19 protein-coding genes are annotated in these 21,164 nt (G+C 55.0%); 13 read left to right on the plus strand and 6 right to left on the minus strand.

The annotated features are described in order from the left end of the window. The first annotated feature begins 100 nt into the window (after nucleotides 1–100). Genes osmF through MUU51_RS16455 form a run of 4 tightly spaced genes read left to right on the plus strand, consistent with a single transcriptional unit; the run spans nucleotide 101 to nucleotide 3,832 of the window. Nucleotides 101–1,009, plus strand: coding sequence for a glycine betaine ABC transporter substrate-binding protein OsmF (gene osmF / locus MUU51_RS16440; protein WP_159770581.1), 909 nt, complete (start codon nucleotides 101–103; stop codon nucleotides 1,007–1,009). Between the two features lie 4 nt (nucleotides 1,010–1,013). Next, nucleotides 1,014–2,171, plus strand: coding sequence for an ABC transporter permease (locus MUU51_RS16445; protein ID WP_159770584.1), 1,158 nt, complete (start codon nucleotides 1,014–1,016; stop codon nucleotides 2,169–2,171). Beyond that, nucleotides 2,164–3,111, plus strand: a complete 948-nt coding sequence (locus MUU51_RS16450; protein ID WP_258968146.1) for an ABC transporter ATP-binding protein — start codon at nucleotides 2,164–2,166, stop codon at nucleotides 3,109–3,111. The genes MUU51_RS16445 and MUU51_RS16450 overlap by 8 nt, the downstream gene beginning before the upstream one ends. Next, the gene (locus MUU51_RS16455; protein WP_159770590.1) at nucleotides 3,095–3,832 is read left to right on the plus strand and encodes an ABC transporter permease; all 738 of its coding nucleotides are present in this window, start codon (nucleotides 3,095–3,097) and stop codon (nucleotides 3,830–3,832) included. The genes MUU51_RS16450 and MUU51_RS16455 overlap by 17 nt, the downstream gene beginning before the upstream one ends. Here MUU51_RS16455 and MUU51_RS16460 read toward each other — a convergent pair. Together MUU51_RS16460 and mlrA are read right to left on the minus strand one after the other, a co-directional pair. Then, entirely contained in the window at nucleotides 3,807–3,920 is a 114-nt protein-coding gene (locus MUU51_RS16460) for a protein YohO (protein WP_159753519.1), read from the minus strand. The two genes, MUU51_RS16455 and MUU51_RS16460, sit on opposite strands and share 26 nt — an antisense overlap. Before the next feature lie 59 nt (nucleotides 3,921–3,979). Next, nucleotides 3,980–4,711, minus strand: a complete 732-nt coding sequence (mlrA, locus tag MUU51_RS16465; protein ID WP_159770593.1) for an HTH-type transcriptional regulator MlrA — start codon at nucleotides 4,709–4,711, stop codon at nucleotides 3,980–3,982. A gap of 211 nt (nucleotides 4,712–4,922) precedes the next feature. On the opposite strand from mlrA, the gene MUU51_RS16470 reads away from it, so the two are divergent. Genes MUU51_RS16470 through MUU51_RS16480 form a run of 3 tightly spaced genes read left to right on the plus strand, consistent with a single transcriptional unit; the run spans nucleotide 4,923 to nucleotide 7,848 of the window. Then, on the plus strand, nucleotides 4,923–6,611 hold the full coding sequence (locus tag MUU51_RS16470) for a sensor histidine kinase (RefSeq protein ID WP_258965365.1): 1,689 nt from the start codon (nucleotides 4,923–4,925) through the stop codon (nucleotides 6,609–6,611). Beyond that, a complete protein-coding gene (gene btsR / locus MUU51_RS16475) occupies nucleotides 6,605–7,324 on the plus strand; it encodes a two-component system response regulator BtsR (protein WP_258968147.1) in 720 nt (239 codons plus the stop codon). The genes MUU51_RS16470 and btsR overlap by 7 nt, the downstream gene beginning before the upstream one ends. A 44-nt stretch (nucleotides 7,325–7,368) precedes the next feature. Further along, nucleotides 7,369–7,848, plus strand: a complete 480-nt coding sequence (locus tag MUU51_RS16480) for a YehS family protein (protein WP_159770619.1) — start codon at nucleotides 7,369–7,371, stop codon at nucleotides 7,846–7,848. Between the two features lie 43 nt (nucleotides 7,849–7,891). On the opposite strand, the gene metG is transcribed toward MUU51_RS16480, so the two are convergent. Further along, complete coding sequence (metG, locus tag MUU51_RS16485) at nucleotides 7,892–9,925, minus strand: methionine--tRNA ligase (RefSeq protein ID WP_159770643.1); 2,034 nt, start codon at nucleotides 9,923–9,925, stop codon at nucleotides 7,892–7,894. 163 nt (nucleotides 9,926–10,088) lie between these two features. Here metG and apbC point away from each other — a divergent pair, with 163 nt between their 5' ends. Continuing rightward, entirely contained in the window at nucleotides 10,089–11,198 is a 1,110-nt protein-coding gene (apbC, locus tag MUU51_RS16490) for an iron-sulfur cluster carrier protein ApbC (RefSeq protein ID WP_159770646.1), read from the plus strand. 56 nt (nucleotides 11,199–11,254) lie between these two features. Here apbC and MUU51_RS16495 read toward each other — a convergent pair whose 3' ends face one another. The 3 genes from MUU51_RS16495 to MUU51_RS16505 form a co-directional block, all read right to left on the minus strand. Next, nucleotides 11,255–11,704: a hypothetical protein gene (locus MUU51_RS16495; RefSeq protein ID WP_159770649.1), complete on the minus strand. Its 450-nt coding sequence runs from the start codon at nucleotides 11,702–11,704 to the stop codon at nucleotides 11,255–11,257. Nucleotides 11,705–11,839: 135 nt separating this feature from the next. Next, nucleotides 11,840–12,265 (minus strand): GNAT family N-acetyltransferase, encoded by a 426-nt coding sequence (locus tag MUU51_RS16500; protein WP_159770652.1) that lies wholly within the window; start codon nucleotides 12,263–12,265, stop codon nucleotides 11,840–11,842. A gap of 65 nt (nucleotides 12,266–12,330) precedes the next feature. Beyond that, nucleotides 12,331–12,660 carry an RcnB family protein gene (locus MUU51_RS16505; protein WP_159770655.1) on the minus strand — a complete coding sequence of 110 codons (330 nt, stop codon included), beginning with the start codon at nucleotides 12,658–12,660 and terminating at the stop codon, nucleotides 12,331–12,333. Between the two features lie 223 nt (nucleotides 12,661–12,883). On the opposite strand from MUU51_RS16505, the gene MUU51_RS16510 reads away from it, so the two are divergent. From MUU51_RS16510 to MUU51_RS16530, 5 genes are all read left to right on the plus strand, one after another. After that, complete coding sequence (locus MUU51_RS16510) at nucleotides 12,884–13,798, plus strand: LysR family transcriptional regulator (RefSeq protein WP_258968148.1); 915 nt, start codon at nucleotides 12,884–12,886, stop codon at nucleotides 13,796–13,798. Nucleotides 13,799–14,014: 216 nt separating this feature from the next. Further along, the gene (locus MUU51_RS16515) at nucleotides 14,015–15,445 is read left to right on the plus strand and encodes a GGDEF domain-containing protein (RefSeq protein WP_159770661.1); all 1,431 of its coding nucleotides are present in this window, start codon (nucleotides 14,015–14,017) and stop codon (nucleotides 15,443–15,445) included. Between the two features lie 63 nt (nucleotides 15,446–15,508). Next, nucleotides 15,509–17,992 (plus strand): bifunctional diguanylate cyclase/phosphodiesterase, encoded by a 2,484-nt coding sequence (locus tag MUU51_RS16520; RefSeq protein ID WP_159770664.1) that lies wholly within the window; start codon nucleotides 15,509–15,511, stop codon nucleotides 17,990–17,992. Between the two features lie 27 nt (nucleotides 17,993–18,019). Next, the gene (locus tag MUU51_RS16525) at nucleotides 18,020–20,629 is read left to right on the plus strand and encodes an EAL domain-containing protein (protein WP_258968149.1); all 2,610 of its coding nucleotides are present in this window, start codon (nucleotides 18,020–18,022) and stop codon (nucleotides 20,627–20,629) included. A 104-nt stretch (nucleotides 20,630–20,733) separates the two neighbouring features. Beyond that, nucleotides 20,734–21,159: a GNAT family N-acetyltransferase gene (locus MUU51_RS16530; RefSeq protein ID WP_159770670.1), complete on the plus strand. Its 426-nt coding sequence runs from the start codon at nucleotides 20,734–20,736 to the stop codon at nucleotides 21,157–21,159. The last annotated feature ends 5 nt before the right edge of the window (nucleotides 21,160–21,164 follow it).

The following is a 21,164-nucleotide window of genomic DNA, read 5'->3' on the forward strand; positions in this document are numbered from 1 at the left end:
ATCCATCTATCTAAATACGCTTTTGAGATTTCGAAAATACGGTTTTTCAACTATCTTTTAGTCTAACGCCCTGAAAATACACAACAGACGAGGAATACGAATGGTCATAAAAACGTGGGGTATTGCGGGGGCGCTGTTGCTTGCGGCGACCGCTCAGGCTGCAGAACCAGTGAAAGTGGGTTCGAAGATTGATACCGAAGGGGCGCTGCTCGGCAACATTATTTTGCAGGTACTGGACAACCACGGCGTGAAAACCGTGAACAAAGTGCAGCTGGGCACGACGCCGGTTGTGCGCGGGGCGATAACCTCCGGGGAACTGGATATCTACCCGGAATACACCGGCAACGGGGCGTTCTTCTTTAAGGATGATAACGATCCGGCGTGGAAGAATGCGCAGCAGGGCTACGAGAAAGTGAAAAAACTCGACGCCGAACAGAACAAGCTTATCTGGCTGACGCCGTCTCCGGCGAACAATACCTGGACCATCGCGGTACGTCAGGATTTGGCGCAGAAGAACACACTCATCTCGCTGGAGGATTTGGGCGCGTACCTGAAAAAAGGTGGCACCTTCAAACTGGCGGCGTCGGCAGAGTTTATTGAGCGTCCGGATGCGCTGCCCGCTTTTGAAAAAGCCTACGATTTCAAACTCGACCAGAGTCAGCTGTTGTCGCTGGCGGGCGGTGATACTGCGGTGACCATCAAAGCGGCGGCGCAGCAAACCTCCGGCGTAAACGCGGCGATGGCCTACGGCACCGATGGCCCGGTGGCGGCGTTGGGTCTGCAAACGCTGACTGACCCGAAAGGCGTTCAGCCAATTTATGCGCCGACACCGGTGATACGTGAGGCGGTGCTGAAAGAATATCCGCAAATCCCGGAATGGCTGAAGCCGGTATTTGAAAAACTGGACGCGAAGACGCTGCAAAAACTGAATGCCAGTATTGCGGTAGAAGGGCTGGATGCGAAGAAAGTGGCCGCTGACTGGCTGAAACAACAAGGACTGGTGAAGTAAGTACGTGCGAATATCCTGTCAAAACCGGGTTCTGTTGCTGCTGGTGCTGATTGCACTGGCAGCCGCAGCGTTACCCTTCGTGAATTATGCCGCCAACCGGCTGCTCTCGGGCGAAAGCCGCCAGTTGTGGCAAATCTGGACTTTTCCGCCTGCACTGTTGCTTATTGTGCCGCTGGTCCTGGCGGGCTTAAGCCTGCTGAGAGGCCGGGGGGCGTTGGTATTGACGCTGATTCTGGCACAGATCCTCTTTATACTGCTGCTCTGGAGCAGCGGCAAAGCGGCGACGACTTTGGCGCAAAGCGGTAGCCCGCTGGCGCGCACCTCGCCGGGCAGTGGGCTGTGGCTTTGGCTGGCGGTGGCGCTGCTGATGTGCAGCGATGCTATCCGACGGCTTACTCAGAAATCGCTTTGGCGCTGGCTGCTGAATGCCCAAATCTGGATTATCCCGGTGGCGCTGCTGTGGTCCGGTGAGCTCGATTCACTGTCGTTGATGAAAGAGTATTTCAACCGTCAGGATGTGTTCGACAGCGCGTTGCAGCAGCATCTGATTTTGCTGTTCGGCACGCTACTGCCGGGCCTGCTGATTGGGGTGCCGCTCGGGCTGTGGTGCTGGCGTCATCAGGGGCGGCAAACCCGCGTCTTTACCGTCCTCAATATTATTCAGACTATCCCTTCCGTAGCCCTGTTCGGCCTGCTGATTGCGCCGCTCGCCGGGCTGGTGAAACAATTCCCGTGGCTGTCTTCCTGGGGCATTGGCGGTACTGGCTTGACGCCCGCTCTGATTGCGCTGGTGTTGTACGCTCTGCTGCCGCTGGTGCGCGGCGTGGTTGCCGGAATGCAGCAGGTTGCCGCCGACGTGCTCGAAAGCGCGGCGGCAATGGGCATGAGCCAGGCCCAGCGCTTCTGGAAAGTCCAGCTGCCGCTGGCGTTGCCGGTGCTGCTGCGCAGCCTGCGGGTGGTCACCGTGCAAACGGTCGGTATGGCGGTAGTGGCGGCGCTGATCGGCGCGGGCGGTTTTGGTGCATTGGTGTTTCAGGGCTTGTTGAGCAGTGCGCTCGACCTGGTGTTGCTTGGCGTTATTCCGGTGATTGCGATGGCGGTGGTTGTGGATGCGCTGTTCAGCCTGTGGATAGCCTTACTGGGAGGAGAAGCCCATGATTGAATTTCAGCAGGTAAGCAAAATATTTGACGGCAAAGCGGCGGTGAAAAACCTCAATCTGAATCTGAAAGAGGGCGCTTTTTCGGTGCTTATCGGGACCTCAGGTTCCGGAAAATCCACCACATTGAAGATGATTAATCGCCTGGAGGAGCATGACAGCGGCACCATTCGCTTCGCCGGGGAAGATATTCGCCAGCAGCCGGTGCTGGCGCTGCGCCGTAGGATGGGATACGCCATCCAGTCGATAGGCCTGTTTCCTCACTGGACGGTGGCGCAAAACATTGCCACCGTGCCGCAGTTGCAAAAATGGACGCGGGCACGCATCAATGAGCGCATTGACGAACTGATGGCGCTACTGGGGCTGGATGCCTCTTTGCGCGATCGCCTGCCGCATCAGCTTTCTGGGGGACAGCAGCAGCGTGTCGGCGTGGCCCGTGCGCTGGCGGCCAATCCTGAAGTATTGCTGATGGATGAACCCTTCGGCGCTCTCGACCCGGTGACGCGCGGGGCGCTACAGCAGGAGATGCGCCGCATTCATCAGTTACTCGGGCGCACCATCGTGCTGGTGACGCACGATATCGATGAAGCGCTGCGCCTGGCTGATCATCTGGTGTTGATGGATAACGGCGAAGTGGTCCAGCAGGGCACGCCGCTGTCGATGCTGACTGCGCCGGAAAACGATTTTGTGCGCGAATTTTTTGGACGCAGCGAGCTGGGTGTGCGATTGCTGTCGCTGCGGGGCGTCGGGGATTATGTCCGCGCCGACGCGCACATTACAGGTGAACCGCTGCGGGCATCGATGTCGCTGCGTGAGGCGCTCTCATTGTTTGTGGCGCGTCGCAGCGAAGTGCTGCCGGTGGTGAACGACGACGGGACGCCATGCGGATCGCTGCATTTTGCCGATCTGCTGCGTGGGGAGGACTCCCGTGAAGGTGGTGCGTGATCCGCTTGTCTGGCTGTTACTGCTGTTTATCGCGCTGCTGGCGCTGATGCCCTACAGCGGGCCGCTGTTCAGCGCGATGTTCCCTGAGCTGCCGCGCCCGGTCTATCAGCAGCAAAGTTTCTGGTCGCTGACGCTGGCGCATTTCTCGCTGGTGGGCATTTCGAGCCTGGTGGCAACGGTCGTTGGCGTGGGGGCCGGGATAGCGGTGACGCGCCCGGCGGGCCGTGAATTTCGCTCGCTGGTGGAAACCATTGCCGCAATGGGGCAGACGTTTCCGCCGGTGGCGGTGCTGGCGATTGCGGTGCCGGTGATGGGCTTTGGCCGTGAACCGGCGATTATTGCGCTGATCCTGTACGGCATTTTGCCTGTTTTACAGGGCACGCTGGCCGGGCTGGCGTCGGTGCCATCGAGCGTATTGAGCGTGGCGCAGGGGATGGGGATGAATGGCTGGCAGCGGCTGCTGAAAGTGGAACTGCCGCTGGCCGCACCGGTGATGATCGCCGGGATCCGCATTTCAGTCATTGTGAATATCGGCACCGCGACCATTGCGTCAACGGTGGGGGCGAACACCCTCGGGACGCCGATTATCATCGGCTTGAGCGGGTTTAACACGGCGTATGTGATTCAGGGAGCGGTGCTGGTCGCGCTGGCGGCAATTCTGGTTGACCGGGCGTTTGAGCGTCTGGCGAGGTTACTCAGCCGACACCACCGCGGACGATAAAGGAGTAGCCCGCGAGCATTACACCGCCAATGCCGCCCACGGCCATTAGAACGAATAGGGTGATCATAGCCAGTTTGGCAGGTTTCATCATGTGCTCCTTATGTTAACCCGCCGATTATATGATGAAGCACGCTTGTTAATGAACCCTTAATTTCCCAGGCGCAGCACGTTTAGCCCCTGATCGTGCCACTGCTGCAACTGTGCCTGTTGCCCAACGGTGGAGCTGTCACCGCACCACACCAGCAGGGTCTGACCGTCAAACAGCTCCGGGCGCAGCTGGTGTAGTGAGTGTGCCAGCACGTCCACGCGCCAGCCCTGTTCGCAGGCGACCCAGCCTTCGAGCCATAGCCGGGTGGTGTCGGTAATGTTCCAGCCGACCACCAGCGCATCGCGTCCCTGACGTTTTCGCGCCGAGGCCATGCACACCGAAATGTAATTGATAAGCACCCCATCCAGCACGCTTAACAGCGTTTGTAGTGTTGGTTGGGAGCTTTGCAGGCGAAGCCTGAGCGGAATGAACAGATGAGAAACCAGGGTTTGAGCGGGATAATCGCGCCCACGCTCTTTGATCCACAGTCGCAGACGGTTGAGATTACCACCCTGCAAAAAGCGCAGCAGCGTTTCCTGATGCTCTCGCCAGCCGCTTTGCTGTTCGGCGGTGACCTCAATAAGCAGCGTTTTGACTTTACTGACCTGCACGCCGGTTTCTATCCAGCGTTTGATCTCGCGAATTCTGTCGATGTCACCATCGTTGAACAGCCGATGCCCACCATCGGTTCGCTGGGGCTTTAACAGTCCGTAACGCCGCTGCCAGGCACGCAGCGTCACCGGATTAATATCACAAAGCAGAGCCACTTCACCTATCGTGTAAAGCGCCATGTATCACCTCAGCTCGCGCATCCCCATCATAACTGTAGACGGTGTTCGACGAACCAGGAAAATCTGATCGTTTTTTGTTCAGAAAAGCCGCATCAGGTCAGCGAAAAGTGTGAGCGACAGCAGGAATTTCGCGTTTTGCCTCGGCGGTCAAGGAAACAGCTGGTTACAACGTGTATGTTACGCGCTTTCAACGTTTATGCGGTCGGCGGGTATGTACGAATTTAATCTGGTGTTGTTGCTGCTTCAGCAGATGTGCGTGTTTCTGGTTATCGCCTGGCTGATGAGCAAAACACGTCTGTTCATTCCGTTAATGCAGGTCACCGTCCGTCTGCCCCACAAGCTGCTGTGCTACGTCACATTCTCCATTTTTTGCATTCTGGGGACCTATTTCGGTCTGCATATCGAAGATTCGATAGCCAATACCCGGGCCATCGGCGCAGTGATGGGCGGCCTGCTCGGCGGCCCGGTGGTGGGTGGTCTGGTCGGGCTGACAGGCGGGCTGCACCGCTATTCGATGGGGGGAATGACTGCGCTGAGCTGCATGGTGTCGACCATTGTGGAAGGCCTGCTGGGCGGGCTGGTTCACAGCGTACTGGTGCGGCGTGGGCGCAGCGATAAGGTTTTTAATCCGTTCACCGCGGGCGTGGTGACCTTTGTCGCCGAAATGGTGCAAATGCTGATAATCCTGCTGATCGCGCGTCCATTCAGTGATGCGCTGCATCTGGTGCAAAGCATTGCTGCGCCGATGATGGTCACCAATACCGTGGGTGCCGCACTGTTCATGCGTATTCTGCTCGACAAGCGGGCGATGTTTGAGAAATACACCTCGGCGTTTTCCACCACCGCGTTGAAAGTGGCGGCCTCGACCGAAGGGATCTTGCGGCAGGGTTTTAACGAAGAAAACAGCATGCGGGTGGCGCAGGTGCTGATTCAGGAGCTGGATATCGGCGCGGTGGCGATAACGGATCGAGAAAAGCTTCTGGCGTTCACCGGGATCGGCGACGATCACCACCTGCCCGGTAAACCGATTTCCTCGCGCTATACCCAGAAAGCCATCGACAGCGGGGAAGTGGTGTACGCCGACGGCAACGAAGTGCCGTACCGCTGTTCGATTCACCCCAACTGCAAACTCGGCTCGACGCTGGTTATCCCGCTGCGCGGCGAAAATCAGCGGGTGATTGGCACCATTAAACTGTATGAAGCCAAAAACCGTCTGTTCAGTTCCATTAACCGCACGCTGGGCGAGGGCATCGCCCAGCTGTTGTCGGCGCAGATCCTCGCCGGGCAATACGAGCGGCAAAAGGCGCTGCTGACCCAGTCAGAAATTAAGCTGCTGCACGCCCAGGTCAATCCGCATTTCCTGTTTAACGCCCTGAATACCCTGAAAGCGGTAATTCGCCGCGACAGCGAGCAGGCCGGACAGTTGGTGCAGTATCTGTCGACCTTCTTCCGCAAAAATCTCAAACGCCCGTCGGAAATTGTCACCCTGGCCGATGAAATTGAGCATGTGAATGCGTATCTGCAAATTGAGAAAGCGCGCTTCCAGGCGCGGTTGCAGGTGCATCTCAACGTGCCACCCGCGCTGGCCCATCACCAGCTACCGGCGTTTACCCTGCAACCAATAGTGGAAAATGCGATTAAACATGGCACCTCGCAGCATCTGGGGATCGGCGAAATCACGGTGCAGGCGAGCCTGCATCAGCGCTGGCTGCAACTGGATATTGAAGATAACGCCGGGCTGTATCAGCCTGACGCTCAGGCGAGCGGCCTGGGCATGACGCTGGTGGATAAACGGCTGCGGGCGCGCTTCGGCGACGAATGCGGAATAACCGTCACCTGCGAGCCGGATATTTTTACCCGTATTACCCTGCGACTGCCTGTGGAGGAAAATGCATGCTGAAGGTATTGATTGTCGATGATGAGCCGCTGGCGCGGGAAAATCTGCGCATTTTGCTGGAGAAGCAGGCCGATATTGAAATCGTGGGCGAATGCGACAACGCGGTAGAAGGCATTGGCGCGGTGCATCATTTGCGGCCCGACGTGGTGTTTCTCGATATTCAGATGCCGCGCATCAGCGGCCTGGAAATGATTGGCATGCTCGACCCGGAGCACCGTCCGTGGGTGGTGTTTCTCACCGCCTTTGACGAATACGCGGTGAAGGCGTTTGAAGAACACGCTTTTGATTATCTGCTCAAGCCCATCGAAGAGAAGCGGCTGGATAAAACCCTCGGGCGTCTGCGCCAGGAGCGCTGCCAGCAGGATATCTCGGTGTTCGGCGAAAGCCAGCAGGCGCTGAAATTCATTCCCTGCACCGGGCATAGCCGGATTTGGCTATTGCAGATGGAAGATGTGGCGTTTGTCAGCAGCCGCAAGAGCGGTGTGTATGTCACCGATGGCGCGGGTAAAGAAGGTTACACCGAGCTGACGCTGCGCACCCTGGAAAACCGTACGCCGCTGCTGCGCTGCCATCGTCAGCATCTGGTGAATATGTCGCACCTGAAAGAGATTCGCCTGGAAGAGAATGGGCAGGCGGAGTTATTGCTGCGTGCCGGACAAACCGTGCCAGTGAGCCGTCGTTATCTAAAGAGTCTGAAAGAGGCGTTAGGGCTGTAAAACTGGTACACTTCGCCTTTGTCCAAATACAAGTTTAAGACGCTATGATCAGTAACGATATCATCCGTAGCCTGCGCTACATCCTGAAAACCAATAATGCCGGGCTGGTTCGCCTGTGGGCGCTGGCGGAAGCCGTTGCCACCCCAGAGATGATCGATGCCTGGGTGCGTAAAGAAGACGACGCCGGTTTTCAGCGCTGCCCGGACATTATGCTGTCGCTGTTGCTCAACGGACTTATCTATGACAAGCGCGGGAAAGATGACTCTGCCCCGGCGCTGGTGACAGAACGCCGCATGACCAATAACCTGGTCCTGAAAAAGCTGCGTATCGCGTTCTCTCTCAAAACCGATGATATTCTGGCTATTCTGACTGAGCAGCAGTTCCGCGTTTCAATGCCGGAAATTACCGCCATGATGCGCGCGCCGGATCATAAAAATTACCGCGAATGCGGCGATCAGTTCTTGCGCTATTTCCTGCGAGGATTGACGGCTCGTTTTAATCCGAAGCCTGAAAAGAAAGCCTAAACGACGCATAAAAAAAGGCCGGATAATCATCCGGCCTTCTTCATTATTTAACCTGCTGACCAGGCTGCGCACCGCTGTCCGGGCTTAACAGGAAAATATCTTTCCCGCCAGGGCCTGCGGCCATCACCATCCCTTCGGAAATACCGAAGCGCATTTTACGCGGCGCAAGGTTTGCCACCATCATTGTCAGACGACCAATCAGCGCCTGTGGATCAGGATACGCAGAACGGATCCCGGAGAAGACGTTGCGTTTCTCTCCGCCGATATCCAGCGTCAGGCGCAGCAGCTTGTCAGAACCGTCAACAAACTCCGCGTTTTCAATCAACGCAATGCGCATGTCGACTTTGGCGAAATCATCAAAGGTGATGGTTTCCTGAATCGGGTCATCCGCCAGCGGGCCAGTCACCGGCGCGCTCAGGGCTTTCACTTCTTCTTTAGACGCGTCAACCAGCGCTTCAACCTGCTTCATGTCGATACGGTTATACAGCGCCTTGAAGGTGTTTACCTTGTGGCTAAGCAGCGGCTGCTGAATACTGTCCCAGCTCAGTTCGGTGTTCAGGAACGCTTCGGTACGTTCTGAAAGCATCGGCAGAACCGGCTTCAGGTAGGTCATCAGCACGCGGAACAGGTTGATACCCATGGAGCAGATGGACTGCAGGTCAGCATCACGGCCTTCCTGTTTCGCCACCACCCACGGTGCCTGTTCGTCAACATAGCGGTTGGCAAGGTCAGCCAGCGCCATAATTTCACGAACGGCTTTACCGAATTCACGGCTTTCCCACGCGTCGCCAATGGTCTGTGCGGCGTCGATGAAGGTTTTGTACAGCGCAGGGTCAGCCAGTTCCGCCGCCAGCACGCCGTCGAAGCGTTTGGCGATGAAGCCCGCGTTACGGGACGCCAGGTTCACCACTTTATTCACGATGTCGGCGTTCACGCGCTGCACGAAATCTTCGAGGTTAAGGTCGATATCGTCGATGCGGGAAGAGAGCTTCGCGGTGTAGTAGTAGCGCAGGCTGTCGGCATCGAAATGGTTCAGCCAGGTGCTGGCCTTGATGAAGGTGCCGCGAGATTTGGACATCTTCGCACCGTTCACTGTCACGTAACCGTGGACGAACAGGTTGGTCGGTTTACGGAAACCGCTGCCTTCCAGCATTGCAGGCCAGAACAGGCTGTGGAAATAAACGATGTCTTTACCGATGAAGTGATACAGCTCGGCGTCGGAATCTTTTTTCCAGTATTCGTCGAAGCTGGTGGTATCGCCGCGCTTGTCGCACAGGTTCTTGAAGGAACCCATGTAGCCAATTGGCGCGTCCAGCCAGACGTAGAAGTATTTACCCGGTGCGCCGGGGATTTCAAAGCCAAAGTACGGCGCATCGCGGGAGATATCCCACTGCTGCAGACCGTGCTCGAACCACTCCTGCATTTTGTTCGCGACCTGCTCCTGCAGCGCACCGCTGCGGGTCCATGCCTGCAGCATTTCGCTAAAGGATGGCAGGTCGAAGAAGAAGTGCTCAGACTCGCGCATCACCGGCGTAGCGCCGGATACCACCGATTTCGGCTCGATAAGCTCGGTTGGGCTGTAGGTCGCGCCGCACACTTCGCAGTTATCGCCGTACTGATCCGGGGATTTACATTTCGGGCAGGTGCCTTTCACGAAACGGTCCGGCAGGAACATGCCTTTTTCCGGATCGTAAAGCTGAGAGATGGTGCGGTTTTTGATAAAACCGTTCTCTTTCAGGCGGCCGTAGATAAGCTCGGACAGCTCACGGTTCTCATCGCTGTGCGTTGAGTGGTAGTTGTCATAGCTGATGTTAAAGCCGGCGAAATCGGTCTGATGTTCCTGACTCATTTCGGCAATCATCTGCTCCGGGGAGATGCCAAGCTGCTGAGCTTTCAGCATGATAGGCGTGCCGTGGGCGTCATCGGCGCAGATGAAATTGACCTGATGGCCGCGCATTCGCTGGTAACGGACCCAGACATCAGCCTGGATATGCTCCAGCATATGACCGAGGTGGATGGAGCCGTTGGCGTACGGCAGTGCGCACGTTACCAGAATTTTTTTCGCGACTTGAGTCATAGTGAACATTACTTCCTGCTTTTGAAGGGGGTGTCGATATTACCAAAACGCCAAATAATCCGCTACGCGAGTGGGACATTAATCCATATCTGAATAATTGTTACCTCCGCGTCGCACTCGCAGTTACAATTAGTTCTTCCAGAATAACGACAAAGGAGTCGGGATGAATTCACAATCCCAGGCCAAATCCCCGGAGCGCCTGCGTGCGATGGTCGCGGGTACGCTGGCCAATTTTCAGCACCCAACCCTGAAGCACAACCTTACGGCCCTGAAAGCGTTGCACCATGTGGCGTGGCTCGATGACATCATTCACGTTGAAATCCAGATGCCGTTCGCCTGGCAGAGCGCGTTTGAAGAGCTGAAAGAGCAATGCAGTGCCGATCTGCTGCGCATTACCGGTGCGAAAGCGGTCGACTGGAAGCTGTCGCACGCGATTGCCACGCTGAAACGCGTTAAAAATCAGCCGGGCATTAACGGCGTGAAGAACATCGTTGCCGTGAGTTCTGGCAAAGGCGGTGTAGGTAAATCGTCTACCGCGGTAAACCTGGCGCTGGCGCTGGCCGCTGAAGGCGCAAAAGTCGGCATTCTTGACGCCGACATTTACGGCCCGTCCGTGCCGATGATGATCGGTGCAGAAGGCGAACGCCCGACATCCCCTGATGGCACCCACATGGCGCCAATCATGAAATTCAATCTGGCCACCAACTCGATTGGTTATCTGGTGACCGACGACAACGCAATGGTCTGGCGTGGCCCGATGGCCAGCAAAGCGTTGTTGCAGATGCTGCAAGAAACGATGTGGCCGGATCTCGATTATCTGGTGCTGGATATGCCGCCAGGCACTGGTGACATTCAGCTGACGCTGGCACAGAACATTCCGGTCACCGGCGCGCTGGTGGTCACTACCCCGCAGGACATTGCGCTGATCGACGCCAAAAAAGGCATCGTGATGTTCGAGAAAGTCGAAGTGCCGGTGCTCGGTATCGTCGAAAATATGAGCATGCATGTGTGCAGCAACTGCGGTCACCACGAGCCCATTTTTGGCACCGGTGGCGCAGAGCGTCTGGCACAGCAGTATCACACTCAGCTGTTGGGACAGATGCCGCTGCATATCAGCCTGCGTGAAGATCTCGATCGCGGCACCCCAACGGTTGTCGCGCGTCCGGACAGTGAATTCACCACCCTGTATCGCCAGCTGGCAGGCCGCGTGGCCGCACAGCTTTACTGGCAGGGAGAAGTCATCCCAGGTGAGATTGCCTTCCGCGCCGTGTAAGCACGCGTTCGCACTGAACAGAAAAGCCACCGTCGGTGGCTTTTTTTTCTGCCATTTCAGGTAATAGGCCGCAACCCCTGCGGCGTTGATAACCAGCGCGGGGCCAGCATGGTATCGGTCATAAACGCGGTCAGCTCATACAACAGGCCCTGCAACGTCTCTTCGACGCTGATGCTCAGTGGGTTGCCGGACAGCAGATGGCTCAGTGCCAGACAATACTCGCACAGCAGTTCACTTTCGGTATCCATGGTGGGACGAGAGCGGGGCAGGGTGCTGACGGTAAACTGCGCCATCTGATTTTCATCAATCGGTTCAAGCAGCGTCGGTTGTAACTGAGTCAGGCATTCGTGCAGGCGTTGGTAAAGCTCATGCTGCGTTGGCAGGTGTTCCGTATCCAGCGCACCGGCGGCTAGCTTCTCGCAGTGGGTGGCGGCTTCGGCAAAGTCAGTTTGGGGTTCTATGTCAACATAGAGTAGAGGGTGAGTCCAGACGGCGGGCGCTTCCATGATAGTCTTCTCCAGAGTGTAGCGGTGACTGGTTATATATACAGTGCATTGTAAACTCTGACGTGACGCTGACAAGGGCTAATCCCTGAAGGAAGCTCTCAAAATTGAATGATAAAAATGTATGCGGATGGGGCGTCAGCGGAGACGGTAATGCAATAACCAGTAATCGCCATCAGGTGACGCGCCGCGGGCCTCTGTATGCCATCCGTGATGATGATAAAACGTCAGCGCCTGTTCATTCTGCACCAGGCATTTCAGCGCGCCGGTGCTGGTAAAGGTTGTTTGCACATGCTCAAGCAGCGTGGCACCCACGCCCTGACCCTGCCAGTTCGGGTCAACAAACAGATTATGCAGAAAATTATCGCTCTCCCAGACGGAAGCAAACCCGACGCGATGGCCGTCAATTTCAGCAACCCACACGGTTTCATCGAGCGTGGCGGCATCAAAATCTTCCAGCTGCCAGTCGCTGCTGTCGGCCCACGGCCAGCTGATTCTACGTGCGTGAAGGTATAAGGTGCGAAGGAAAGGACGGTCAGAAGGATGTCCTGGGCGAATGATCATCACGTTCTCCAGGTTAATTCAGAAGACACTGTGAGCGTCATGACTAACGCTCACAGCTTGCAGCATTAACGATGATAGAAGATTTCACCATCGTAGACTTTCATAATCTTGCCGTCGGTGTCGCCAATCAGGACGTAGTTGCCGCCCATGTAAGTCCAGTGGCTACCCGCATCCGGGGCTGGCAGGTTACGCAATTGCCACTGCTTGATATTGTACTCTTGCGAACGGTACATTGCTGGCACGCTATCACCGATGTTGAAATGGGTGAAATCAGCAATAAAATCTTTTAACTCGTATTTCTGAATCCCAGAAGTCGGCACAGTTGCCGGTGCAGCTGATACCGCACCTGCTGTCGCCAGCAGTACGCCCAGAAGCATCATTTTTGTTTTACGCATACCTTCTCCACACATACATTCACTAGACAGCCTGGACTTAAATTTTCCGCCCCGTATCATTCCCGATGAAACCGCCTGCTGGCAAGCCCTTTACGGGCAAAAAAGTGTAAGCAAACCTCGAAAGAATACTGCGTATGGCAGGCGCTGGCGCGGCTGTCAGGCATTTTGAGACGATTCCGGTTTTTGTGCTTACAATGCATAAAGTTATCAGCAGGAGAGAGAAATGCTCAGACTGGAAGACTTAACGTTGTTTGTTCGCGCGGCGGCGTTGGGCAGTTTTAGCGAAGCGGCGCGCGAGGCGGGAATGCCGCCTGCGCAGGTGAGCGCGGCGATTAAGCGCCTGGAAACGCAGCTCAATATCCGCTTATTTGCTCGTTCGACCCGTAGCCTGCGCCTGACGCCGGAAGGGGAAACCTGGCTGCCGTTCGCCACCCAAATGCTCGACACCCTCCATGCCGGGCTGCAACAAATACAGGCCCCGGAAGATGAAGTTCGCGGTACGTTGCAGATTGCCGTGCCATCCGATCTTGGTCGTAACCTGCTGTTGTCGGTGTTTCAGGCTTTTCGTCAACGTCACCCGGCGCTGCGCTTGCGGATTCTCTTTTCCGACAGTTTGACCGACGTGTTCAAGGATCCGGTGGATGTCGCGTTTCGCTATGGAAATAATGAGGATGCGTCCTTTATTTCATTACCGGTAGCGTCTGAAAACCGCCGCGTGCTGGTGGCATCACCGGAATGGATTGCGCGAAATGATGTACCAAAAACGCCGGAAGAATTGCGCCAGCACGACGTGCTGACCTATATTCTGCGTGGGCGCGTTTACGATCGCTGGACCTTTTTACGCGACGGGCAGAGGCAGGAAATTCAGGTCAACAGCAGCGTGATGAGCGACGACGCCGAGGTCATTCGACGGCTGGCCATCGCGGGCGAGGGGATTGCCAATAAATCCTGGCTCGACGTCAGCGACGATATTGCCCAAGGGCGATTGAACATTATTCTTCCCGGTTATCAGGGGGATAAAGTTCCACTGAATATGATTTGCCCGCATCGAAAACAGCTCTCGGCGGCGGTGCGTTTATTGTATGACGCGGTGTCGGAAAAGTGCGCCACAATAATGCAACATATGCCGGGTTGTTAACCACATATTGTCGCGATAATAAGCAATGATTTCATTTTTTTATTATCGCGCATTGTCGGAAATAGAGTGTCTGGCATTATAATCCCCGCTCACCAATAAAATTGTTAATGTTTATTTTTGAATCGGTTTATGTTTGTCGCCTTACGCGTGGATGCGTATTCTCTGTATGCCAAACCTGTCTGCACCAGGCAGATATCCCAGAGTAACTAGTGACCCATGCATAAATTGACGATTCATCCTTCGACGATGCTGAAGGAAGAAAATACGCTATTTAATACCATCGTCCTGACGGTGACGACGCTAGTCCTTTTTCTTGCCAGCAGCATGATGCAGCAAACTGGGCATTTGGCTCTGTTCTGGCCGCTCAATGCGGTATTGGTTGGTTTGTTTTTACGGTTCCCCTTTTTTAATCGGCCGCATAACTATTTAATCTGTTTATTAGTATTGCTGCTGTGTTCCGGTGCGTCCGGTAATAATGACGCGGGCTCGGTGCTGATTACGATTTCTAATATGTCGTTCGTCGTTATTCTGACGAAAGCCATTTTATACGAGAAGAAAACGCCGGAAGATCAGCTGAAAATTAACGTCCTGCGTCTTTACAGTTATTGCCTGCTGAGCGCGTTAATTTCCTCGCTGCTCGGAAGTTACGGTTTTGGGCTGACATCCCACCAGACTTTCCTCAATATTTATTCCGTCTGGTTTAGTGAGCAATTTTCTACCAGCGTGCTGGTACTGCCTTTCTTATTGACCTGGAATGGCAATCTGCTGCCGCAAAAATTTGATATCCGCCGGGTGATGCCGCTTGGCCTGCTGATTTTGTCTATTACTGCTTCCGCGCACAGCGGGGGCATTGGCAGTCTGGCCGTTACGCTGCCTGCGCTAATTTGGTGTGCGATCAGTTATTCGCTGCAGGTGACCTGTTTGCTGACACAGCTAACCGGTATCGCCGAGGTCTTGATGGTCGATTCTCACTGGGTGTATTCCGGCATTAACGGGCATATCACGCAGATTGTTTCTGCGCGCATGGGGATTGCCTCTGTCGCTATCAGCCCAGTGATAGTGGCCGTGAGCGTACAGGCCATCAACACGCTGGTTAAACAGCTGTCGGCTCGCGCCAATTACGACTATCTGACCCGCGTGCATTCGCGTTTCGGCTTGTATGAAAAATTGCGTTTGCAGGATGAGAAAACGGTCAATACCGCACTGAACGTTTTGCTGCTGGATATCGACCATTTCAAAAGCATCAACGATACGCACGGCCACGACTGCGGCGACAGCGTATTGACCGAATTCGCTCGCCGGGTCAAAGACGTGGTGGGTGAGAAGGGCATTGTGGCGCGTATGGGCGGCGAAGAGTTTGCCGTCGTGATGCCGGATGCCTGCGGTGATAACGGCTATCTGCTGGCAGAAGAAATTCGCGCCGAGATTGAACAGATGGAAGTGAATTGGGGAGGAGACACGCTTTCTCTGACCGTCAGTATCGGGCTGAGCCACGGCCAGGCCACACGGCGACAGCTGGTTGAGGCCTTCGACAAACTGCTCTCTGAAGCCGACCGATACCTGTATCAATCGAAAAAAGCAGGGCGTAACCGCACCTCTGCCGCACCTGCGGTCATGGACAAACTTCTGGTGCCTTCTGCCTCTTAAGGCAAATGACACACTGTAATTTTTACCTCTTTTAACGCTAGAGCTAACGCAATCACCCAAGCTATGGAAAAGTCTTCCCTGAAAGCCTACCCATTCACTTTGCTGAAAAGTGTGATGATAATTTTGCTGGTCGCACTGCTGGTCATGATCCTGTGCGCTACCGGTCTGCTCGACTATCAGTCCCGTAAAGCGGGAAATCTGATGAATGAGCAATTGTTAAACACGCAGAGTGAGATGGTTCAGCTCAAGCTGGGAGATTTTCTCGACAGCCCGCACCAGCTCAGCCTGTTGATGCAGAAATTCCTCCAGGGAAGCCAGGCCGCCGTCAACGATGGCATGGTACGCCCCGAATTAGTCTATTTAGGTTCCCGGGCTTTTGCGGATATTCAGGCGATGCAAAGTTTCTCCTGGACCGATGCCAACGGGAATTATTTCTCCGTAAAGCGTGACAGCACCACCGGGCGTATTTACCTCGAGCGCAGCAGTTCGCAGGATCCGACACAGCTCGTCACCTACAGCGGGATCAGCGAACAAAGCAACATCGTTAAATCCGTCAACAATTTCAACGTGAACCGCTTCTCGTGGTTCCATATCGCGCAGCACCAGCGTAACCCTTGGTGGATAAGCGAACCCGGCGTTAAAGGCCATATCGCCACCTATCATCTGCCGGTGTACACCAAAGAAGGGCTGTTTGCAGGCGTGATTTCAAGCGGATTGATGCCAGCCAAAATGAGCGGCTTTCTGGCGCAGCTGTTGCCGGGTAAAGATTACGCCCTGCTTATTATCGACGAAAACAAGCGCATCATAGCCAGCACCGATAACGCGATGACGCCTGACAAACTGCCATCTTCGCTGACTAATGACGCCGAAGACTGCAATTGCGAGAAATTGACTTCATTCCATGTCAACGGGAAACGCTTCCTGGCGACGGCCTTTGACGTGCGCGACAGCGAATACCTGCTCAAATGGCACGCCGTGCTGGTTGCGCCGCGTCAGGCGGCACTGGCGACCACCCGGCAGCAGCATTTGATGATTACGCTCGCCAGTGCGATGGTCATCCTGCTGCTGATGGCGACACTTAGCCTGGTTATCCTGCGCTTTACCGGCTCGCTGAAAGAGACCGTCGAGAAGGTCAAAGAGATTGGCCTCAAGCCGTGGAAAAAAGAGACCAAAAAGCGAACCTTCCCGGAACTGGCGACGCTAAACGAAGAGCTTGAACGGGTGTCCGAACTGACGCCGTCGGCGGGTGCGCACCGTACCAGTCTTGAGGAAGATGCGGAAACTGGCTTACTGACGCTCGGCGGCCTGATGCACACGCCTGCACTGTATGACAACCGTAATCTGCTGGCGATGATTAAGGTCAGTAACTTCAATTCCGTCAAAAATGCACTCGGCAGCGCGCTGGCGAAAGAGTTTATTCAGTCCTTTGCTGCCCGTCTGCGCAGCATTCTGCCGGAAGGCGCGCTGTGCTGTCGCGATCGTGAAGACACGTTCATCATCGCTTTTACCGGGACGTACGAAAGCAAAGACGTGGCGTGGTATCGCGGCGTGATCACCTCCGTGTTTCGCGAACAGTCGGCGGATATTGTCGGAGAATCGCACATCTTTACCGGCCATGCTGGGATGATTATCGAACCGCTGACCAAAGAAAATTTCAGCGAATGCCTGCGTAACGTCAGCCTCGCCGTACAGCACACTCAGGATCAGCGCAATGGTGCGTGCGAACTCTATACGCCTGAAATGCGTGAAGAAGAGGTCAACAACCTGCGTCTGCACCAGGCACTGCGTAACGATCTGCAAGCCGAAGGTTTCCACCTCGTGCTGCAGCCAATCGTGCCATTTGCGGAACAGGTGCAATGTAAGGAAGGGGAGTGCCTGATTCGCTGGCAGTCCAACGTGCTTGGCTTCGTGCCGCCGGATAAATTTATCGCGCTGGCCGAACACACCGGCATGATAGTGCCGATGGGTAAATGGATAATCGATACCGCCTGCCGTGAGCTGGCGACGTTTATCGCTCGAGGCGCACCGTCTGACTTTAAACTGCACATCAATATTTCTGCGGTACAGCTGCAACAGGCTGATTTTTCACGCCATCTGCTGGAGTGCATTCATCGTTATGAACTGCACAACAACAATATCTGTATCGAGATTACTGAAAGCGTGCTGTTGCATGACACACACCGGATCGTCGAGATCCTCGCGTACCTGCGCCGCCTGGGCATTTCCGTGGCTATTGATGATTTCGGTTCCGGTTATTCGAGCCTGTCTTACCTGCATTCTTTGCCATTCGACTGCCTGAAAATTGACCGTGGTTTTGTGAGAAACGTGCTGGAAGACAAGAAAAGTGAAGCGGTCATTGCCTCGGTGCTGATGCTGTCACGCAGCTTCGAAGTGCCGCTGGTTGCCGAAGGGGTGGAAACCGCCGAAATGGCCGCCAAGCTGCGCGAAATGGGGTGCGATCTGGCGCAGGGATACTATTACTCACGACCAAAACCCTTTGCCGATTTTGTCACGGCCAATGGTCAGTTTGTTGTACAGCCTGAATAACAGCCTGAGCGGAAACCGAGGCGCGCTATGCAAATCCTGAAGGAAAAGTTCTCCGTCGACACCTACCCGTTGTCGTTGACCAAGACCATTTTATTGACGCTGTTGCTGACGTTTTGCGTGGTGCTCGCCACCATGTATACGTTCCTTAACTATGTCGGGTACGCGTTCCTCGACACCATCAGTGAGGAAATCCTCAGTTCGAAAAAGCAGACTATCGAGCGAGCGGTTAATAACTATATCAACGTTCCGCAGCAGTCGAACGCGATTGTCGTTCACGCCCTGAGCAAAATGGATGCCAGCACCTTTACAGTGCGGGATCTCAGCGGTCTGCTTATTAACAACGTCACTAATGTTTTTTCCGAGCGTGACTATCTCGACATGGTGGAGTTCGGCAGTGCTGATAATGATTTCATTGGTATCTCGCACGACAGGCTGCAAGAGAACTATCTTGGGATAAAGGACGCCTTAACCGGCAATCAGCTCACGTTGCTCAGTGACTACAGCCTCGATTCGTCAGTTGAAAAAGTGATCTCCGCATACGATAACAACTCGCGCATCTGGTACAAGGCTGCGGCGGTCGATCGCCGATCGCACTGGACGCCTGCTTTTCGTGATTATGATGCCGCTGGAACGGCGGGTATCGCCTGGAGTTCACCGGGCTTTGACCGCAACGGTACGTTCATGGGCGTGGTGGCAAGCGAGCTGCATTTCTCTGAACTGAACAATAATCTGGAGCGTTTCAAACCGTACCCGGAAAGTATTCTGCTTATCGTGAACGATAAAAATGAGCTGGTGGCCTCGTCGATGCCGTCGTTGACCAAATCGATGCTCAAAGAGAAGCGCCACGAACTGGCGCTGCAAACGTTAGATAAAATCGGCGTGCCAGAAATTGTGAGTGCCGGAAACGCGCTGGCGAAGCGCAAAGAACCTGGAATGTTGTCCGTGAAGGTCAACGGCAAGCGTTTCTATGCCGACACGTTTGATGTCACAGATCAGGAAGGCCAACTGCACTGGAAAGGGATCATTGTGAGCCCGGCAACGGCGATTACCCAGACCATGCTTAATTATGGTCAGGTGGTCATGCTGGTGCTGTTTATCGCCTGCGGTCTCGGTTTCCTGGCGGTTGGTTTTGTGCTGTCACGCGCCACGCGGCCGCTCAATGAGATCGCCCGCAAAGCGGATGAGCTGGTGACGCACCGCTGGACACCTTCCAAAGATAAACGCCACTTCCCGGAAATCGCCTCGCTGGAAACGACCTTTATGGCCCTGTCGCACAAACTGGCAGAAACCTTTGAATTACAGCGTAAAAAGATTGAAGAGGATGACGGTACCGCGCTGTGGACCCGCGCGGGATTGCGCCAGCAGCCTGGGCTCTATAAACGGCGCAATATGGTCGGACTCATCCACATCAACAACATGTACAGCATCGTGAATGCGCTGGGGACTGAGTTCGCCGATACGTTTATCAACGAGTTTATTTCCCGTCTGCGCGACCTGCTGCCTACCGATATCCTGATTGCTCGCGATACCACCGATAAACTGTTGGTGGTGTTCCCCGGGATGAATCAGCACAAAGATTACCTGCGCTACCGCGGCGTGATGGAATCCATGTTCATGGGCGAAGACAGCGAGCAGCGAGCCAACGACAATAAATATGTCTATACCGGCAACGTGGGCATGGTTATCGATACGATCACTGAAGAGAATTTCTCGGCGATCCGCCGTAGCGCAGGCATGGCGTTGTTGCAGGCAGAGGCTACCGGTAACGGCGTGGTCATGCTGTTCTCGCAGGAAATGTACGAAAAAGAGCTGTACAACATCAAGCTGCATGCGCATCTCAACGATGCGATTCATCAGCATGAGTTCCATCTGGTGCTACAGCCGATTATCGATCAGAACAACGAAGCCCACTGCCGTGAAGGTGAGTGCCTGCTTCGCTGGCAATCTGAAGTGCTTGGCAATATCCCACCGACGCGCTTTATTCCGCTGGCGGAAGAGAGCGGCCTGATCGTGCCGCTCGGCAAGTGGGTGATTGAAGAAGCCTGTCGCGAACTGGCGGAAATGATCGCGCGTGGGGCGCCGCAGGATTTCCTGCTGCATATTAACGTGTCGGCCATCCAGCTGCTCCAGCAGGATTTTGCCTGGCATCTGATGGATTCAATTCGCCAGAATGGCCTCGCGAACAGCAATATCTGCATTGAAATCACCGAAAGCGTGCTGATGCAGGACATGCAGCGCATCGGCAAAATGTTGAGCTATTTGCGCCGTCACGGTATTTCAATCTCGCTGGACGATTTTGGCTCCGGCTTCAGCAGCCTCTCGTACCTGCACGCGCTGCCGTTCGACAGTATTAAAATTGACCGTAACTTTGTGCAAGGCGTAATGGGCGATGAAAAAGCGCAGTCGGTCATCAGCTCGCTTATCATGCTGGCCAGCGGCTTTAACGTGCCGCTGATCGCCGAAGGTATCGAAGATGAAGACGTGATGCTGAAGCTCAAAGCGCTGGGCTGCGAGAAAGCGCAGGGCTACTACTTCCGCCGTCCGGCAGAGTTTTCCAGCTTCCGCTGCGAAGCCGGTGAGTTCTATTACCAGGGCCGCGAAGGGCCGGAAGACATTACCGTCAAAAACAGTGACTAACCAACGGGGCGATCAGCCCCGTTTTTTTATTATTTGCCGCCTGAATATGCCTTTCCCCATGACTCTGCTAAAAATGATAGACCTGTTTTTACGGAGTTTCTCTCATGACCGAGTCTTATAGATTCATTGACACCGTCCCATCCGTGGATGATTTCTGCCGTTTACGCCGGGTAGCCGGTCTTTCGCCGCGCCCGCCGGAAGCCGTCAGTAAGGCGTTGCCGAACAGCTGTTATGGCGTGCATATTCTTTATCAGGGTGTACCGGTTGGGATGGGGCGCATCGTAGGCGACGGCGCGTTGAATCTCGAGATCGTCGACGTTGCCGTTGACCCGGATCACCAGGGCAAAGGCCTGGGCCGCGGCATCATGGAACACATCGTCGCCTGGCTGGATAACCATGCCTGCGATGGCGCCTACGTCACGCTGATGGCCGACGTGCCTGAGCTATACGAGAAGTTCGGCTTTGAGTCCGTTCGCCCCGAAAGCGAAGGCATGGCCAGGGTGTGGAAATCGCGTAAAACCCCTTGTTGATTGCC

Origin of the sequence: Scandinavium manionii (genome assembly GCF_024764775.1) — a bacterium.
Taxonomy (GTDB): Bacteria; Pseudomonadota; Gammaproteobacteria; order Enterobacterales; family Enterobacteriaceae; genus Scandinavium; species Scandinavium manionii.

Excerpts from the sequence above, each read along its gene's own strand:
- btsR (WP_258968147.1), top strand. The coding sequence starts at position 6,605 with ATGCTGAAGGTATTGATTGTCGATGATGAGCCGCTGGCGCGGGAAAAT.
- MUU51_RS16470 (WP_258965365.1), top strand. The coding sequence starts at position 4,923 with ATGTACGAATTTAATCTGGTGTTGTTGCTGCTTCAGCAGATGTGCGTG.
- MUU51_RS16530 (WP_159770670.1), top strand. The coding sequence starts at position 20,734 with ATGACCGAGTCTTATAGATTCATTGACACCGTCCCATCCGTGGATGAT.
- MUU51_RS16450 (WP_258968146.1), top strand. The coding sequence starts at position 2,164 with ATGATTGAATTTCAGCAGGTAAGCAAAATATTTGACGGCAAAGCGGCG.
- MUU51_RS16525 (WP_258968149.1), top strand. The coding sequence starts at position 18,020 with ATGCAAATCCTGAAGGAAAAGTTCTCCGTCGACACCTACCCGTTGTCG.
- osmF (WP_159770581.1), top strand. The coding sequence starts at position 101 with ATGGTCATAAAAACGTGGGGTATTGCGGGGGCGCTGTTGCTTGCGGCG.
- mlrA (WP_159770593.1), bottom strand. The coding sequence starts at position 4,711 with ATGGCGCTTTACACGATAGGTGAAGTGGCTCTGCTTTGTGATATTAAT.
- metG (WP_159770643.1), bottom strand. The coding sequence starts at position 9,925 with ATGACTCAAGTCGCGAAAAAAATTCTGGTAACGTGCGCACTGCCGTAC.
- MUU51_RS16500 (WP_159770652.1), bottom strand. The coding sequence starts at position 12,265 with ATGATCATTCGCCCAGGACATCCTTCTGACCGTCCTTTCCTTCGCACC.
- MUU51_RS16495 (WP_159770649.1), bottom strand. The coding sequence starts at position 11,704 with ATGGAAGCGCCCGCCGTCTGGACTCACCCTCTACTCTATGTTGACATA.
- apbC (WP_159770646.1), top strand. The coding sequence starts at position 10,089 with ATGAATTCACAATCCCAGGCCAAATCCCCGGAGCGCCTGCGTGCGATG.
- MUU51_RS16515 (WP_159770661.1), top strand. The coding sequence starts at position 14,015 with ATGCATAAATTGACGATTCATCCTTCGACGATGCTGAAGGAAGAAAAT.
- MUU51_RS16510 (WP_258968148.1), top strand. The coding sequence starts at position 12,884 with ATGCTCAGACTGGAAGACTTAACGTTGTTTGTTCGCGCGGCGGCGTTG.
- MUU51_RS16505 (WP_159770655.1), bottom strand. The coding sequence starts at position 12,660 with ATGCGTAAAACAAAAATGATGCTTCTGGGCGTACTGCTGGCGACAGCA.
- MUU51_RS16480 (WP_159770619.1), top strand. The coding sequence starts at position 7,369 with ATGATCAGTAACGATATCATCCGTAGCCTGCGCTACATCCTGAAAACC.
- MUU51_RS16460 (WP_159753519.1), bottom strand. The coding sequence starts at position 3,920 with ATGAAACCTGCCAAACTGGCTATGATCACCCTATTCGTTCTAATGGCC.
- MUU51_RS16520 (WP_159770664.1), top strand. The coding sequence starts at position 15,509 with ATGGAAAAGTCTTCCCTGAAAGCCTACCCATTCACTTTGCTGAAAAGT.